General features: G+C 34.2%; 20 protein-coding genes. 10 read left to right on the top strand and 10 right to left on the bottom strand.

The annotated features are described in order from the left end of the window. Positions 1-269 precede the first annotated feature (269 nt). Genes SPD89_RS10600 through SPD89_RS10635 form a run of 8 tightly spaced genes read left to right on the top strand, consistent with a single transcriptional unit; the run spans position 270 to position 7589 of the window. Positions 270-1565 carry an ABC transporter substrate-binding protein gene (locus SPD89_RS10600; RefSeq protein ID WP_336261920.1) on the top strand — a complete coding sequence of 432 codons (1296 nt, stop codon included), beginning with the start codon at positions 270-272 and terminating at the stop codon, positions 1563-1565. A 57-nt stretch (positions 1566-1622) separates the two neighbouring features. Further along, a complete protein-coding gene (locus SPD89_RS10605; RefSeq protein ID WP_336261921.1) occupies positions 1623-2564 on the top strand; it encodes a carbohydrate ABC transporter permease in 942 nt (313 codons plus the stop codon). Continuing rightward, positions 2561-3397, top strand: a complete 837-nt coding sequence (locus tag SPD89_RS10610) for a carbohydrate ABC transporter permease (protein WP_336261922.1) — start codon at positions 2561-2563, stop codon at positions 3395-3397. The genes SPD89_RS10605 and SPD89_RS10610 overlap by 4 nt, the downstream gene beginning before the upstream one ends. A 29-nt stretch (positions 3398-3426) precedes the next feature. After that, a complete protein-coding gene (locus SPD89_RS10615; RefSeq protein ID WP_336261923.1) occupies positions 3427-4209 on the top strand; it encodes an SDR family NAD(P)-dependent oxidoreductase in 783 nt (260 codons plus the stop codon). A 37-nt stretch (positions 4210-4246) separates the two neighbouring features. Continuing rightward, positions 4247-5197 (top strand): sugar kinase, encoded by a 951-nt coding sequence (locus SPD89_RS10620; protein WP_336261924.1) that lies wholly within the window; start codon positions 4247-4249, stop codon positions 5195-5197. 12 nt (positions 5198-5209) lie between these two features. Beyond that, positions 5210-5863, top strand: a complete 654-nt coding sequence (locus tag SPD89_RS10625) for a bifunctional 4-hydroxy-2-oxoglutarate aldolase/2-dehydro-3-deoxy-phosphogluconate aldolase (protein WP_336261925.1) — start codon at positions 5210-5212, stop codon at positions 5861-5863. Then, positions 5856-6734 (top strand): SMP-30/gluconolactonase/LRE family protein, encoded by an 879-nt coding sequence (locus SPD89_RS10630; RefSeq protein WP_336261926.1) that lies wholly within the window; start codon positions 5856-5858, stop codon positions 6732-6734. The genes SPD89_RS10625 and SPD89_RS10630 overlap by 8 nt, the downstream gene beginning before the upstream one ends. A 57-nt stretch (positions 6735-6791) precedes the next feature. Next, positions 6792-7589 (top strand): carbohydrate-binding family 9-like protein, encoded by a 798-nt coding sequence (locus SPD89_RS10635; protein WP_336261927.1) that lies wholly within the window; start codon positions 6792-6794, stop codon positions 7587-7589. A gap of 549 nt (positions 7590-8138) precedes the next feature. On the opposite strand, the gene SPD89_RS10640 is transcribed toward SPD89_RS10635, so the two are convergent. From SPD89_RS10640 to SPD89_RS10665, 6 genes are all read right to left on the bottom strand, one after another. Next, positions 8139-8273, bottom strand: coding sequence for a hypothetical protein (locus tag SPD89_RS10640; RefSeq protein ID WP_336261928.1), 135 nt, complete (start codon positions 8271-8273; stop codon positions 8139-8141). Between the two features lie 246 nt (positions 8274-8519). Continuing rightward, on the bottom strand, positions 8520-9326 hold the full coding sequence (locus SPD89_RS10645) for a BtpA/SgcQ family protein (RefSeq protein WP_336261972.1): 807 nt from the start codon (positions 9324-9326) through the stop codon (positions 8520-8522). Positions 9327-9336: 10 nt separating this feature from the next. Next, on the bottom strand, positions 9337-10317 hold the full coding sequence (locus SPD89_RS10650; RefSeq protein WP_336261929.1) for a hypothetical protein: 981 nt from the start codon (positions 10315-10317) through the stop codon (positions 9337-9339). A gap of 97 nt (positions 10318-10414) precedes the next feature. Continuing rightward, positions 10415-11353 carry a ribokinase gene (gene rbsK / locus SPD89_RS10655; protein ID WP_336261930.1) on the bottom strand — a complete coding sequence of 313 codons (939 nt, stop codon included), beginning with the start codon at positions 11351-11353 and terminating at the stop codon, positions 10415-10417. Between the two features lie 65 nt (positions 11354-11418). Continuing rightward, on the bottom strand, positions 11419-12216 hold the full coding sequence (locus SPD89_RS10660) for an energy-coupling factor ABC transporter ATP-binding protein (protein WP_336261931.1): 798 nt from the start codon (positions 12214-12216) through the stop codon (positions 11419-11421). After that, entirely contained in the window at positions 12207-13067 is an 861-nt protein-coding gene (locus SPD89_RS10665; protein WP_336261932.1) for an energy-coupling factor ABC transporter ATP-binding protein, read from the bottom strand. Before SPD89_RS10665 ends, SPD89_RS10660 begins: the two co-directional genes overlap by 10 nt. 300 nt (positions 13068-13367) lie before the next feature. Between SPD89_RS10665 and SPD89_RS10670 the strand changes: the two genes are divergently transcribed. Then, positions 13368-13670 carry an IS110 family transposase gene (locus SPD89_RS10670; protein WP_336261933.1) on the top strand — a complete coding sequence of 101 codons (303 nt, stop codon included), beginning with the start codon at positions 13368-13370 and terminating at the stop codon, positions 13668-13670. Positions 13671-13885: 215 nt separating this feature from the next. After that, positions 13886-14620 (top strand): transposase, encoded by a 735-nt coding sequence (locus tag SPD89_RS10675; RefSeq protein ID WP_336261934.1) that lies wholly within the window; start codon positions 13886-13888, stop codon positions 14618-14620. A gap of 93 nt (positions 14621-14713) precedes the next feature. Here the strand turns inward: SPD89_RS10675 and SPD89_RS10680 are convergent, their stop codons facing one another. The 4 genes from SPD89_RS10680 to SPD89_RS10695 all read right to left on the bottom strand — a co-directional run bounded on the left by SPD89_RS10680 (position 14714) and on the right by SPD89_RS10695 (position 17491). Continuing rightward, entirely contained in the window at positions 14714-15499 is a 786-nt protein-coding gene (locus SPD89_RS10680; protein WP_336261935.1) for an energy-coupling factor transporter transmembrane component T, read from the bottom strand. A 37-nt stretch (positions 15500-15536) separates the two neighbouring features. Next, complete coding sequence (locus SPD89_RS10685) at positions 15537-16118, bottom strand: hypothetical protein (RefSeq protein ID WP_336261936.1); 582 nt, start codon at positions 16116-16118, stop codon at positions 15537-15539. Positions 16119-16178: 60 nt separating this feature from the next. After that, on the bottom strand, positions 16179-16691 hold the full coding sequence (locus SPD89_RS10690; protein ID WP_336261937.1) for an ureidoglycolate lyase: 513 nt from the start codon (positions 16689-16691) through the stop codon (positions 16179-16181). Positions 16692-16762: 71 nt separating this feature from the next. Beyond that, a complete protein-coding gene (locus SPD89_RS10695) occupies positions 16763-17491 on the bottom strand; it encodes a GntR family transcriptional regulator (RefSeq protein WP_336261938.1) in 729 nt (242 codons plus the stop codon). Between the last annotated feature and the right edge of the window lie 43 nt (positions 17492-17534).

The following is a 17534-nucleotide window of genomic DNA, read 5'->3' on the forward strand; positions in this document are numbered from 1 at the left end:
ATAAAATAATTAATCTTTAATAATTTGACATTAATATATAATTCGATTTAATACTGTAATAATAACATTTCCCCCTTAATAATTCCATTAAAATATTGAAATATAATATTTTATCCAAAAAATACATTGATTTAGTAAAGTGAACTTAGTATAATATATATCAACATCTGATAAAACGCTTACAGATTGATTTTTTAAAAGATTCATATAAAAAGGGGGTGTTCATTAAGATTCTTTGCTGTTCTATAAATCAAATAAGGGGGAGAAGGATGGAAAATTTAGTAAAGTTAAAAAAGTACGCTGTTTTACTCATGGTTGCTTTATTATTAATTGCCTGCAGTAGTAAAGATACACAAACAACGAAGGGCAAAGAAGATGTTGTTACCCTAACATTTGCAAATTGGGTATCCGCCGAAGAAGCAACTGCAGAGGGAATAGAAAAAGTAATTGCTTCTTTTGAAGAAGAACATCCAAATGTAAAAATTGAGAACATGCCTATTCCATTTGATCAAATGAGACAACAATTATTAACAATGACATCCGGAGGTAATCCTCCTGATATTGCCATGTTAAACGGGCCATGGTCTCAAGAATTAGGTGCTCAAGGAGCATTATTAGATTTATCTTCACTTGCTCCTGATGAATACTTAGAAGACAACTGGGAGGGGGGACTAGAAGCCGGCGAATACGAAGATGCATTATATGCAGTTCCTTTTTCGTTAACTCCACATGCCTTTTGGTATAACAAGAAATTAATGGAAGAGGCAGGATTGGATCCAGATAACCCACCTAAAACTTTAGAAGAACTTAACGATGCAATGGAAAAGATTAAACATGAATTAGGTTCCGAAGGTGTATACCCAATAGGTATTGATACTACTTTAATTGATTACGCTTTAGTGCAATTTTGGCCATGGTTATATGCACATGGTGCTGAGCCACTTTATAATAATGAGGTTAATTTCAATTCAGACGAAGTTAAAAATTCATTGGAATGGTTAAGGCAAGTTGTAGACAATGATTACACACCGGTTGGTCAACAAATTAAAGAGCTGAGAGAATTAACTGCTAAAGACAAAATGGTATTCAGAATTGATGGACCATATTTAAAGGGGATTATAGAAAGCTTAAACCCAGATTATTCTGGAGATGCATTTTATGAAAACTTTGGGGTTACGACGATTCCAGTTGGTGTGAATGACGAATCAAAAACATTGGCTGATATTCATCAATTAGGAATTTCTGCTGGAAGTAAGCATCAAGAACTAGCATGGGAGTTTATTGAATTTCTAGTCACTAGTGAAGTTTCAACAAACGAATATCAAATTCCTTCTGGAGTTATTCCTGCTCTGAAATCCACACAAAGCGAAATATCGGATCCTATTACTGAGGCTTATTATAATGAAGTATTTGATACTATGGTTGGAGGTCCTTACGGTCCTGAGTATGGTCAAGCTCAACAAGTCATTATTGAGGCAATGCAAAAAGCAAGCCTTTCAGAAGATTCGATAGATGATATTGTGGATACAGCTAACAAATCTTTAGAAGAAATTTTGAACAATTAATTATAAGGGGAGCTGCCTAATGGCAGCTCTGAATTATTAGAGGGGAGGCAACGAAACATGAAGAATAATAGTTTATTGAATTTCATTTGGAATACTAAAACTTTTGGTGAGTATGCAAGTAAAAGGAGAAGAGGAGAAGCATTATTTGCAATTGCTTTGATTACTCCAGCCATCCTCCTTTTAGGATTAGTTATTTTTTATCCTTTAGTGCAAGCGCTATTACTTAGTTTTCAAAAAGCAAATTTAATTACTTTAAACCAATCTACTTTTATAGGTTTGGATAATTTTAAAAAGTTAATTTTTGATCCTGTATTTTGGATTTCTTTAAAAAACACCATTGTCTTTGTAGGGTGTTCAGTCATTGTAGGGTTAATAGTTGGTACCTTGTTGGCTCTTCTATTAAACGAAAACATTCCGTTTAGAAACTTTTTTAGAGGACTAGCATTAATTCCTTGGGTAGTCCCTGGTGTAGTAGTTGGGTTATTAGCTTTGTATATGTTTAACTCACAAGTAGGAATTATTAACTGGGCATTAAATTATCTAGGATTAACAAATGGTTTAATGGATTGGTTTGGTTCACAGAAAAATTCATTATGGGCTATCATCATTTCCAATACATGGAATCAAGTCCCTTTCTATATGTTAATGATTCTTGCCGGTTTACAAACTGTTCCTCAAGATCAGTACGAGGCAGCATCAATTGATGGTGCTTCATCATTTGAAAAGTTTTTCTTTGTAACCTTTCCTAACATTCGTGGAGTGCTATTAATTGTAACTTGTTTGATGGTTATTTGGAATTTTAATAATTTTGATTTAGTCTGGACGACCACACAAGGAGGACCTTTAAACAGCACTATGCTCCTGTCAGTTTATGTATATCGTAATGCGTTTGTGGGATTAGATGTAGGATATGCTGCTGCAATTGGTTTGGTTTGGTTAGTTTTACTACTTTTATTTTCAACGATTTACATAAGAGCCATGAGAGGTGATGAAAAATGAACAAAATAAAAAGGAAGAAAAAGTATTTACTCTTTGCTCTTTTAATAATAATGCTTCTTTTTATACTATTACCTATCTATTGGATGTTATCAACTTCCATTAAGCCTAATACGGAGTCTTTTAAAGTACCTCCAGAAATTATCCCAACAACACCTACTCTGGAGAATTTCATCAATCAATTAAAAGATAGAACAGGATTTTTAACATACTTTGTAAACTCCATAATTGTCTCATTAGGTACTACTATACTAAGTATTATTACTGCAATATTAGCAGGATATGCAATTAGCAGATTACGATTCCCAGGAAAAGATAAATTATTTATTCTAATTCTTGTATCTCAAATGTTTCCACAATCTTTAATGATTGTAGGTATTTATACGTTTTTTATGAAATTGAATTTATTAGATTCCTATTTGGGATTAATTTTAGCTTTTACATCTTTTTCATTACCTTTTGCAATTTGGATGATGTCAGGTTTCTTTGAAACAATCCCATTTGAATTGGAAGAGGCCGCCATGATTGATGGGTCAAGTAGATTTAAAACGTTATGGAAAGTAATCCTTCCATTGACTAGCCCCGGTATTGTAGCAGTTGGAGTGTATTCCTTTTTAAATTCATGGAATAATTTACTATTCGCTTTAAGCCTTACAAGTAGTCAGGATATGAGGACCGTTCCGCCTGGTTTCTTACTTACGTATGTTGGAGAATTTCAATACTACTGGTCAGATGCGATGGCAGGTTCCATTATAATCACATTGCCGATGGTAGCAGTTTTTATACTATTACAACGATATTTAGTACAAGGAATGACTGCGGGTGCAGTTAAGTAAATAATACTCAATAAAGGAAGGAATCTTATATGATATTGGATAATTTTGTTTCAATTATAACTGGAGCAAGTCGAGGAATTGGGAAAGGGATTGCGAAAGAATTTGCAAAAAATGGAGCTACTGTGATTATTACAGACGTGGATATCGATGAAGGAAAACGGGTAGAAAGAGAAATTAGTGAAAAAGGCGGTAACTCTTATTTTATTAAAACTGATGTAACTTCCGATAGTGACATAAAAAACATGGTTGAAGAAGTAATGGATCAATATGGGAAAATAGACACTCTAATAAATAATGCAGGTATAACTGTCTTTAAACCTTTGATTGAAACTAGTCTAGATGATTGGAACCAAGTAATAAACACTGATTTAAGAGGTGTGTTTTTATGTAGTAAATATGTTGCAGAAAAAATGGTCGAAAAGCAATCTGGATCAATCATTAATATTTCATCAAACCATGCGATTGCAACTTTACCAGATTCAGAGATATATGCCGCAGCAAAGGCCGGTGTAATTGGATTCAGTAAAAGTATGGCTTTAAGTTTAGGAGAGAAAGGGATTCGTGTCAATACTATTTGTCCTGGTTTTACCGATACCACTCATTATCAAACATGGCTAAACCAATATAAGGATCCTGCAAAAGTAGAACAAGAAGTAATTGGATTACACGCTACTAAACGAATAAATAATGCGAGTGATGTTGCAAAGTTATGCATTTATCTTGCTTCAGAACACTCTATCCAGGTAACAGGTGCAGATATCGTTATTGATGGGGGTGTCAGTTCGAGACTATACAACTCTAAAATATGCTGACTTTAGTTTAATTCAATAGAGATAAGGATGATATCATATGGATGTAATAACGTTAGGAGAATCAATGGTACTGTTTACTCCTGACTCAATGGGGTTAATGCGACATTCTTCCAGCTTTACAAGAAAAGTAGCTGGCGCTGAATCTAATGTTGCAATTGGGCTATCTAGATTAGGACATCAGGTAGGTTGGATTAGCAAGGTAGGAAAAGATGAATTTGGAAAAACCATTCTATCTTTTATTAGAGGAGAAGGTGTTGATACAAGTCATGTTATAGAAGATGAAACTAGACCGACTGGAGTCTTTTTTAAAGAATTAACCAGTGCTCATAATGTGCAAATATATTATTACCGTAACCATTCTGCAGCAAGTTATATGAAGCCAGAGGAACTTAATGAGGAATATATAGGGAACTCCAAGTTTTTACACATAACGGGTATTACACCTGCCTTAAGTACTGATTGTTATTCTACTGTCATGACAGCAATAGAAATCGCCAAGAGTCGCGGGGTAAAAGTATCTTTTGACCCCAATATAAGAAAAAAGCTATGGTCGGATAAAAAAGCAAAAGAAACTTTATTAGAAATTGCTTGTAAGTCAGATATTGTCATGCCTAGTGTTTCAGAGGCACAGTTTTTACTTGAAACCAATGATATACAAAAACAAGGTGATTCATTGCTTAATAAAGGTCCTTCTATTGTTATTATTAAAAATAGTTCGAAAGGAACTTACTATTTCACTAATACGGAAAAAGGATTTACCCAAAATTTCTCTGTTGAGGAAGTTGATCCGGTTGGAGCCGGAGATGCTTTTGCAGCAGGATTTCTTTCAGGATTGTTGAATAAATTTTCAATTAAAAAAGCTGTTGAAAGAGGTAACGCAATGGGTGCCTTGGCTGTAACTGTTTCAGGCGATGTGGAGGGATTACCTGAGGAAGAACAATTGAACTATTTTATAAGTAATTCCAATAAAGATGATATCATTCGATAAGGAGAATGTAATATGGGAGTAATACAAGCTTTAAACGAATCAGGAGTTGTTGCCATTATTCGAGGATTGCAGCCTAATTATATATATAGTGTGGTAGAAGCTTTAAAAAAAGGTGGTGTTAGAGCCATTGAAGTCACAGTCGACACGCCAAATGTCTGTGAAGTAGTTGAAAAACTAAGATCGTTACATACAAATGATTTATCTATTGGTGCTGGCACAGTATTGAATTCTAGAATGGCGGAGGAGGTTATTGAAGCTGGTGCACAATTTATTTTATCTCCGAATGTAAATAAAAAGGTGATAGAAACTACTAAACAACATGATATAATATCTATCCCTGGTGCATTTACACCATCGGAAATAGTTGAAGCTCATCAATATGGCGCAGATGTTATTAAGCTCTTCCCAGCTCATATATTAGGTACTAAGTTCATCAAATCGATTCGCGACCCACTGCCAAATATTCCACTTTTACCTACTGGGGGGATTAATAGTGTGAATGCAACAGAATTTATAAACCTCGGCGTATTAGGTGTCGGCGTTGGAGGTTCGCTTGTATTTAAGCAAAGGACATACGGTACAGACGATTTATTAAGGATACAAGAAAATGCTTCTTCTATTGTTACTAATATAAAGGAAGCTAGAAAGGAACATAAAAATGAGTGAAGTAACGGAGGTTGTTCAGGAAAAAGCACTATTAGGAGAAGGTCCCTGTTGGGATGAAATAAACCAATATTTGTTATGGACAGATATATTGGCGAAAAAAATTCATATTTATCATCCTGAAACGAATAAAAACAGAAGTTTTGAAATCGGACAATATGTTGGTGCTATTTCAGTTTGTAGTAACGGCGATTTGTTGCTAGCAACGGAAAAAGGATTTCAATTTTTCCAAATTAACACAAGAAAATTAACTCCTATCCATGATCCCGAAAAAAATATTTCTACAAACAGATTTAATGATGGTAAGTGTGATCCAAGAGGGAGATTTTGGGCTGGAACTATGGGAATGAATCCGATTCAACCAACAGGTAGTTTATATCGATTAGATAACGATTTTACTGTTAATAAAATGATCGACAATGTTACTATCTCGAATGGAATAGCATGGGATGAATCAAGGGAAAAAATGTACTTTATTGATACGCCAACAAAAAAGATTACAAGTTTCGATTTTGATATAAATACTGGTGATATAAGTGGTAAGAAAGATATCATAAACTTTCCTTCAAAGTTTGGAGATCCCGATGGAATGACAATTGATAAAGAAGGTATGCTGTGGATTGCTGGTTGGGGAGCAGGGAAAGTTACAAGATGGAACCCTAAAGATGGATCACTTCTTGCGGAAATTAATGTTCCCGCAAAATATGTTACTTCTTGTACCTTCGGAGGAAAGAATCTAGATATTCTCTATATCACTACTGCACGAATTGGAATGAGTGAAGAGGAACTGAATAATCAACCGCTTGCGGGGAGTATATTCAGTATAAAGACAAATACAAAAGGATTGCCTTCACATAAATTTAAAATCAAATAAATGCATCATTTTTAAATTAGATTTATCCATTAAAGTCTATAGGAAAGGAGTTAACCATTGACTTATACTGCATACCGTACAAAAGAAAAAATTGTAGTTGACGGAAAATTAAACGAAAAGGCATGGGCTTTAGCTCCTAAATCCCCTCGCTTTGTTGATATCATCAACGGAGAGCCCGCATTATACGATACGAAAGTAGCTGTATTATGGGATGATGAATATTTATACGTTGGTTATTGGGTAGAAGAACCTTATGTATTAGCTACTTTAAAAAAACGAGATGAATTGCTATTCAATGAAAACAATGTCGAGCTATTTATTGATGGTGGCAACACGTATTATGAATTTGAAATTAATGCTTTAAACACTATATATGAAATATTTTTCATTTGGAAAGATGCCTACAAACAAGGTGGAAAATTTGATGTACCAGAATTTAATGTGCATGAAAGAGATGCATATACATTTGGCGGAAACCATGACCGTATTTCTAAACATTTCTGGGACGGTACGCATCCAAGAGGATTAAGATGGGCATTTAGAGACTGGGACTTCCCAGGTTTAAAAACGGCAGTCCATATAGATGGAAAAGTAAACGATAATACACATATTGATAAAGGATGGACAGTCGAATTAGCATTCCCCTGGGAAGGTATGAAGTGGTTAGCAAATGGACGTTCCTTACCTCCACAAGAAGGAGACGAATGGAAATTCCAATTTGCACGATACGAAAAATTAATTTCATTAGAGAAAAATGTTGGATGGGCTTGGGATCCAACTGGTTCCGATGATAACCATAAGCCGGAAAAATTTACGCCCGTGACATTCTCTAAAAAATTTGTTGAAGAACTTTAATACTACCGTTTAAAACCCTGAATTGGCAGTTACGTAACTGCCAATTCAGGGTTTGTTATTAAAATTTTAACTGTTTCTTTTATTTTTACCATCACTGCATCTTTCAAATCAGCTTGGGCTTGCTATGACATGTTTTTAGTTTTACTTAATCTTCGTAATTGATTTTCGCAAGAATTAAGTCATCTAAATGTTTACAATTCCATAAAACATTATGGAACCCTTTTTCGCCGCCATGTAAATGGTGGAAACCTCAATTTTGATCTAATCTATATTCGAAGTTTTTAATTTGAACCGACGCGTTCTTAATTCTTCCTGCAACCCTTCCGATTATTGCCCTTAAATAAAATGGGGTTGTTTTATAATTGTTGTAGTCTTGATAACGCAATACAATGTTTCCTTTAACCAAATCTATCTGGTACCAAAATTTTCGTAATGATACCTCCAAAGTTTAAAAAACTGACACTCCTAGAATGACTAGTTAATGTGAATCATGCCATTTATTATTGATTTTTTCCTTTTTTATTTTCAACATCGTTTATCTGCTCACTTTTATAATGTATGAATAAATCGTTTAAATGCTGTTACCCCATTTTGATCTTGTTTAAATACTCCAGCATCTTCTAAAATACGTATAAATTTGTTGCCCAGCTCTTGTTCAATGAAATGATTTACATCCTTTTTCATCTCATATTTTCCCTTTAATTCTTCTGCCCACTTTTTATGATAAGAAGTTACATTACTTTGTTCATCTAATACATATTTTTTTATTTCTTCCAGTTCATCTTTTAATTTAGCTGGCCTCTTGTATAGAAAATCATGCCCGCAAAGGCCATATAATTCAGATTCAAAGAATACGTAAAAAATTAATTTATTAATGTCTAAAATAATGCCCTAGATGCATTACTTTGTGGACCTTGTTAATTGAATTAATTAATTGGATTCTATTTTTTTCTTTGATTCTTTTGCACGTCTCACTTCATCCATAAATATTTTGGCGCGCTCAGGATAAATTGGATTTTTCATATCACCATTTTTAATCCACGTAGCAACACATACGCCATCATAATATTGTAAAAGGTCATATACATTATCACCTGTTGCCCCGCCCCCTAAAAAGATCGGCGTATTTTTTACTTTTGTTTTAGCCTTTTTCACTAATTCAATACTTTCAGCGGGACTTTTTCCAGCTATAAACAAACCATCAGCAAATGCCTCATGTACCGATTCCCAAGCTGCATCTTCTATTGGTTTTCTTCCTAACGGTACTCCATGGACTTCATAAACATCCGCATATATGGGAACCTCGCTCTTAATTCTTTTTCTAAGTTCATTTATTTCTACACATTGTGCTTGTAGTAGACCTGCACTTGTAACCTCTACACCGGTAAAAAGATGTTCTACCCTTACAAAATCAGCGCCTATCGCATCCGCAACTGATAAACCTGCAACACCATCCCAGTTCACTAAAATACCTAAAATTTGATCTGGATAATTTCTTTTTATTGCATCACCTATTTTCGTCATGTAAGCAATAGCTTCGGGTGATGCAAATTGTTTAATAGGCATATCATTCATGTTTTGCAAGACTATTCCATCAAAACCATTTTTTAGTACCATTTCTGTTTCTCTTAATGATTGATCAATTATTTCCTCGATCTTTCGATCAGTATGTCTATAGCTTCCGGGTAGTGGATCGGGTTGAACCATAGACAGAGCTATACAATTAGATTTTTTCATATCCAATCTATTATTCTCCCTTCAAATGATTATAAAAATTTATACTTACATTTAAGAATTGATTAGCAGGAATAATGCCCTGTTCTGTTATGATGGCAGTTATATGTTCTGGATCGACGCCTAATAATTCAGGACACTGAAAAATGATCTTTTCCTTTTCACTTGTCTCCCAATTAATCCCTAATCTATCTTCTAAATTATTTATCTTTAATTCTTTACTATAACCATATAATGATCTTACATCTATTTTTATTAAAGGAGTAAGAACATACAATGGGATACGATACTCTTTACATACTAAACCAACAATATCGGATCCAGTAGTATTATAAGTAGTACCATCTGGTAAAATTGTTTCGGCTCCAATAAAGGCACCGTCACATTGCTTTAAATAATACATAATGGAACAATCCGGGATAAAATGCACTGTATGACCTGCATCTTGACAAGTTTTTACAAACGGATAGCCACCATCTATAACTCTACTCTCAGGTATAAATACTCTTAAATCTTCCGTTGCGTTCTTCAGATTTTTCAAAAAATCATTAACTGTACTTGAATAGTCAAATACCATGATACTTTTCATGGAAGATGCAATTTCTGTGCTATATTTAATGACATTTTTAGTATCTTCTTGTGCTTTTTCTGCATAAGAATTTTTCTTTTGAATGATACTCTCTACAGCTTCTGTGACATTCAAATTTCTAACATCATCTATTTTTCTAATCATAATGTTTATAGCATTACTAACTGCTTGACTTTCATTTCCCCTTGTTTCAATAAAAAAGGTAGATAGGGTAATAATATTATCTACTACAATATCAGTAGATAATTGTTTCTCTCTACCATTTAATGCAATAGATTCAATCATTTCACCTATCATATGAATATGTTTACTTGCCCCAAGGACTCGTTGGGTCACAATATCATCAAATGCTTCTATGCTAACTTCATCCTTTAATACATCCCTTGCTTCATTTAAATCTATCATTTATATCATCCTTTTTAATTATGACAAACTATTTACTTATAAAGGTGTTTCCGAATGCAAACTACAAATTCTATTTATTTTGAGGCTTTATGATGTTCTATATGTCAATATTAATTTGCTTCTGAAAATTTTCATAATCCTTTATTGTAGGCAAGGAATTTATTGCCCCTTTTTTTGTTACCGCAAGCGCGGCAACTTGAATAGCATGTTTAACCGCCTCGTCTAAATTATTTCTTCTTAACCAAAAATAAGACACAGCTCCAACAAAACAATCACCCGCACCAGTTGTATCAATAGCTTCCACTTTTGGAGCAGCATGATGTTTTATAACATTCCCACTTTTAAATACAGCTCCCTGCTCACCTAGTGTAATAATGATATGTTCGATTCCTAATTCTGAAATGATATGAATTGCCTCTTTAGCCGATTCAATAGAATCAACCTTATTTCCCGCTAGGAATTCGGCTTCAGGTTCATTAACAATGAGCAAATCGATCATTTTCATATAGTGATTTTCGATATCCACAATTGGTGCTAGATTTAATATAACCTTTTTTCCTTGTTTTGACACTGTCTCAATCGTATATTGTGCGACATCCTTGGGCATTTCTAATTGTAATATAGCCCCTTGCGATCGCGTTACCTTTTCAACAGATTTATCAATATCGTCTTTAGTTAAATTTTCATTTGCACCTTTGTATGTCACTATGGAGTTACCACCAGCTTCATTTACCCAAACCATTGCGATTCCAGTTTGGACGTCTTCCGTAATTGTTACACATTCATTATCCACATGTGCTTTTGAAAGTTCTTCTTTCATCGACAATCCAATTTGATCATTACCTACGCGCCCAATCATTGCTGTTTTAGCACCTAACTTTGCAGACGCAACAGCCTGATTCGCCGCCTTTCCCCCTGGACTCACTATAAATTCGTTTGAAGCTAAAGTTTCTCCCGGTTTTGGAAGTTTTTCAACATACCCCACATAATCCATATTGAGACTGCCATAGACTACTAAATCCAGTTCTTTTTGCAATTAAAACATTCCCTTATAATTTTTTATTATTGTAGCTCGCCGAAATAAATCGTATGGTCTTATCTTTAGCAGAGATAATTGACCAATTCATGTCTAAATAAAAGATTTCGATCTTTAATTCCTAAACTTTTTGCAAGCTCACCAATCTCCGTTTTGCTTATATTCGACTTTTGAACAATCTCCTCATTCCAAAAAATCTCCCTAGGTGTGTCGTCGGCAATGATGCGTTTATTAGCCATGGCAATCACTCTATTGAAGTTATTCGCAACAAATTCCATATCGTGAGTAATAGTTATGACACTTTTTCCTTCATCTTGCAATACATCCATGATTTTTGATAATTGATTAATACCATTAAAGTCTTGTCCAGCTGAAGGTTCATCTAATATCAAATAGGGTGTATCCATCGCAATAAAAACAGCAATCGTTACAAACTTTCTAATAGAATATGGAATATCAAATGGCTTCATCTCCATATATTTACCTATCCCTGTTAAATCAACTGCCTTATCGATTCGTTTTTTTACTTCTTCAGGCGATAAATCGACTCCTTTAAATGAATATTCAAGTTCCTTTGCCACAGTATTATTAAATATTTGATCATCTGGATTTTGAAATACGTACCCTACATATCTGGAGATTTGTGCAACAGTTTTTTCTTTTGTATTAATATTTTCGACTAAGACATCTCCATTTGTAGGTTTGTGTAAACCATTTAGTAATTTAACAGCCGTCGTTTTACCTGCTCCATTTTGACCAACTATTGCAACCCTTTCTCCCATTTGGATAGTGAAGTTTAAATCTTCGTTCGCTACATGTCCATTAGGGTATGAAAAAGTGACATTTTTTACTTCTATAGACATATCTTTTCACTATCCTTTTTTAAAATCTGTTCTTTTGCTTCATCTTTTGTAATTGCAAAACGATCAAAAGGTTTATTTGCCCTTTGCATATCATGGCTAAGCAAAGCAATTTGCGGTACACCTATACCTTTCATTAATAAGCTTTCATCTGCTAAAACCCTTTTTGTGTTACCTTTAGCAACCAGTTCACCTTGATTAATAGCTAATATTTCATCGGCGTATTCCGCTATCAAATCTATTTTATGTTCAACCAATAAAATAGTTTTACCCTGTTCCTTTAACATATGAATGATTTCAAATACATCTGAAGTACCCTTAGGATCCAATTGTGATGTAGGTTCATCGATAACAAAAATATCACAATCCATCGCAACAATAGCTGCAAAGGCAACTCTTTGACGTTGACCACCTGAAAGTCTGTTCGGATTCTTGGTAATTAAATGTTCTATTTTCAAGCGTTTTGATACATCCATTACTTTTGATATAATTTCTTCTCTCTTTACACCTAAATTCTCAAGCCCTAATGCTATTTCCTCGAACACAGTTTCTTTTATACCACTGATTTGTGTAAAAGGATTTTGAAATATATATCCAACTAAGGAAGCTAAAGTACCACTATCCCATTCCCTAATTTCCTTTCCATCAATATATACTTCACCTGTCAATTCCCCACCATAAAAGCTTGGAATTAGACCTTTAATTAAATTACATATTGTCGTTTTCCCTCCTCCATTGGGACCGATAATTCCGTAGAGTTTCCCTTTTTCAAATGTATAACTAATATTTTTTAAAGTCTCGTCATGGGCTAAAGGATATTTATATGAAATGTCTTTCATTTCTATATAACTCATAAAAAGTATCATTCCTTTCGCTGCGCTCAAGGCACAAATATTTAATGAAAGATAATCTCCACACCCTAAATACTGCTATAATATAGTTGGATAAGCAGATATACTACAGAGCACGGGGAGGTGAGTGGTGACAGTTTAAATACTGCCCGCATAAAAAGATGTGCCGTTTGCCATTTTCAAGTACAAATAAGTGTGCCAATGAGCACGTAAACTAATCTTTATATAAACAATTCCAGTTTAGTACGTGGCAAACAGTCAATGTCTGCTTTATCCACTATAAAATTAGAAGGGGATGTGTTTATGCTAAGGATTGTTTATCCTATTTGTTGTGGAATTGATGTCCACAAAAAGTTTGTTGTGGCAACGGTAGGTACTACGAACCAATCGGGGGTTACCGAGTACCAAACCAAGCAATTTTCAACTTTTACAGAAGATTTACTTCATCTTCGAGATTGGTTGAAATCTCAATCTTGCGTCCATGTCTGTATGGAATCTACTGGCAAATACTGGCATCCTGTGTTTAATGTTTTGGAAAATGACTGTGATATTGTCGTCGCTACCCAAAATACGTTAAGGGTCTCCGTGGTAAGAAAAACGATATAAAAGACTCCGTTTGGCTTTACGATTTGCACAAACACGGTTTAGTTCCTGGTAGCTTTATACCACCTTTAGAAATCCGTCAAATCCGTGATTTGATGAGATATCGATTTAAGCTCATCAACTTTAAAACAAGTGAGATAAACCGTGTACAGAACTCGCTTACCGTATCCAATATTATGATTTCCAGTGTGGTCTCCGATAAATTTGGTGTAAGCTCCATGAATATTATTCAACATATTCTAGATAATCCGGATGACACTAATTTCGATGTTTCCTCGATGCTACATGGTAGCATGAAACATAAGACGAAAACTATTGTGAAATCCATTCAAGGAAACCTGACCGAACCACAAACTGATAAGATGAGTGTATCACTTGACCATATGGAGAGCATTGAAAAGCACATCAGCGATATCGAATCGGTTGTTTTAAAATTAGTTCAACCCTACTTACCACAGGTGGAATTAATCTTATCCTTACCAGGCATTAAAGATATTTTTAAAGCTATCGCAATTCTTGGCGAAATTGGCGTAGATATGTCTGTGTTTCATTCCCAGAAACACATTTGCTCTTGGACCGGACTTACACCGCAAAACAATGAAAGTGTTGGAAAGAAAAATCCGTCCGTATTTCACGAGCTGGTGTTTATATCAAGCCTTTATTGGTACAATGCGCAAATGCTGCGATTAAAAGTAAGGATTGTCCTTACTTCAAAATGCGCTATGAGCAAATTAAAAAACGTCGGGGTCACAAAAAATCGATTATTGCGATTGCTAATTATCTGTATTTACCAAATGCTTGATAAAAATGAGCCATTTAATGACGAGTTATACAAAATAGACATCCATCCAAAACCAAAGCGTCCATATGCACCACAGATTACAGAAGATATGGCGATAAGATATCTAGAAACTTTTGGTTACCAAATACCCGATAAACGTGTAATCACTTAATGTTATTATATCCATAATATTAGTAATCTTCAGTCTACCACGTAGGCTTATTTCGCATGCCCTTTTTTATTTATGGTGACCGCTTGTGTTCTTTCAAACTAAGACCTCCCAAATTATATAACTTATGATGACAATATCGATTACAACCACTGCTACCTTTTCCACACCCGGAGTTGGACGAAGAAATCTTAAATGTGTATTTTTATTATCTGACGAAAATGCTCTTGCATCCATTGCAATCGATCTTTCCTCCGCCCCTGTAATAGCCCCTAAAAACAACGGACTTAATACAGGGACAAATGCCTTAATTCTAAACAATATATTTCCCTCAGTTTCTATTCCCCGCGATCTTTGAGAATCCATAATTACAGATGTTTTATCTTTTAAGTCCATTACTAATTGTAATGAAGATAATATAATATAACTTATCCTATGTGAAAAGCCAATTTTCTCCAAAGCATAAGTGAAATCCTCCGCCTTAATTGTTACAGTCAGTAACACTAATAAACCACATACAACTAGCATAATTGTTGCATACTGAATACCTAAATTAATACCTTCTTGAGTAATCTTGATGAAACCTAACTTATAAACGAGGTTCTCACCGGGCCAAAACAATGCCCGAACAATAAAGAAAAACGGCCCTATAACCAATGCTAATTTTAAAAATGGATTAATAAATGCTTTAAATCTACCTGCTACGACTGCTATCATTATATACGCAATGGTTAACGCGATGTTTACCTCCCACTTTTGAAGAAAAAGTGGGATCAATGCTAGAAATATATACAGATTCAATTTGTTTAAAGGATTTATATTTAAAAACCAATTTTTACTCTTCTGTGGATTCCGATAATAATTAATAAACGCCTCATCCATCATACTGTCCTCCTTGTATTACAATGCACATTTGAAATTAAGAATTTTTCAGATACGCACTACTATTTGGAAGTTTAACTAATGTTCTTTCAGGTATATTTTTCACAATTAAAAACGTAATTAATGCGGTAGGGATCTTATCAATCATGTCTACAGACATATTAGATATAAAAGCACTTGCCCAAACCGGAAAACCTGCAGACATCAATAAACCACCAAACACACCGGTACCACTTACACCAAACCCATTAAATAAGAAAAGTGAAATTAAACTTCCTGAAATCCCTACTAATATTCCCATACCTGCTCCAGCTACACCAGCCTTCCATGCCGCTGTAAATACTCCCTTTTTACCTAAATATCCAGCTAGAAAACCCATTAATAAAAAGTTAGATAGATAAAAAAGCGATTGGGGATTTGTAATCGCAATACTTAAACATGTAAGTAAACCAACAATTAAACCAGCGACAGGACCGGCTATTGCTGCAATAGTAAATGTTCCAATCGTATCTAAAAACAACGGTAGTTTTAATAATACAGCTAACTGACCACCTACGAAATTAACCGCAACACCAATCGGTATCAAAAAAATAATTAAACCTACGTTTTTATTTTTCATTTATTATACCTCCAATTGTTTATTTTCATTTTCGGAAAATATTTTCTAAGAAAATTAATATTATTTTAACTTTATATTTATTGCTCTATCATTTATAAAAGGCACCCAAGGATTTACCATTTCATCTCCGAATTTATCTGGCTTTTTTTCAATAGCAAAAAGATAAGTAGAATCACCATTAACTGGATAGGAAGGGCTATGCCATACTCCTTTATTAATAATAATTCCTTGTCCTGGTTTAATACGAAAGGCTTTCACTGTGTCAGGTCTTGGTTTTTCATTGGGATCATTTATATCTTGACAAATTGCAACCGGCTGTATAATCTCTTTGTCTAATGCTAACAAAAGTTCTTCCCTGCTTACATGTCGTTCCATAGAGTCAACTACCAATTCACGTTCTTTTGTATTTACTAATCCCATACCAATTGGCACGGAGACATCCAACATAGCAATATAATTCCAACATTCCCATCCTTTTCCCACCTTTGGAGCTGGTGTATTAGGTAAGTCAACTATTTTTCCAAATGGTTCAAACTCCTTTGCACTTAACTCTTGTACCTCTACATTTATCATCATAATATCTCTCCTACCAAATTATAATCTTAATTACTTACTTGAAACGCTTTCATTTGAAGTAGTCATGTTCATTGTTTTAAATTGATGGAATACTTATATTTATCTGATCGATATACCATTTTTGAAAACTCATATGCTATTCCATTTTCTAACCTAGCAACCCTATTAATTTTTAATACAGGTGTTTGGTTATCTATCTTTAATATTTCTGTATGCTTTTGACTAGGAATTGCTGCCTCTAGGGTTTCAGCAGAGTCTCCTATAATTACACCCTCACTTTCAAGAGCCGAATATAATGACTCGGATGCAAAATTGTATTTTTTCAAATTAATTTTCGGTGTGAGATCAATATTCAAAAAGGTATCATGATAACCAATCGGGATACCATTCACTAAACGAATTCTCTCTAACCTTAATATTTTACGTTCAGGATTAATATTCAATTGTCTTGCAACATTAGCATCTGTCACCATCTTTTCAGTTATAACTATTGAATTAGTTGTATGCCCTTCCATTTCAATATCCTTTGTAAAACCCGTAATACCTGGTCGAGTCGGTTTATACTTTTCATCAGCAACATAGGTACCTTTTCCTTGCTTCCTCTCTAAAATCCCTTCAAAAACTAATTCTGTCAGAGCCTGTCTCACTGTTGTTCTACTTACTTCCAATGTTTTTTGTAATTCCATTTCCGTTGGTAGAACCTCACCGCGCTTCCATTCACCATTCTCTATCTTTTCAATAATTAAATCTTTTAATTGAATGTACAAAGGAAGTCGATTATCTCGATCTATTAACATAGCAATATTCCTTTCCTATATTTTACAATTGACACTATATCGC

Origin of the sequence: Pseudogracilibacillus sp. SO30301A (assembly GCF_037072025.1) — a bacterium.
Classification (GTDB): Bacteria; Bacillota; Bacilli; order Bacillales; family Amphibacillaceae; genus Pseudogracilibacillus.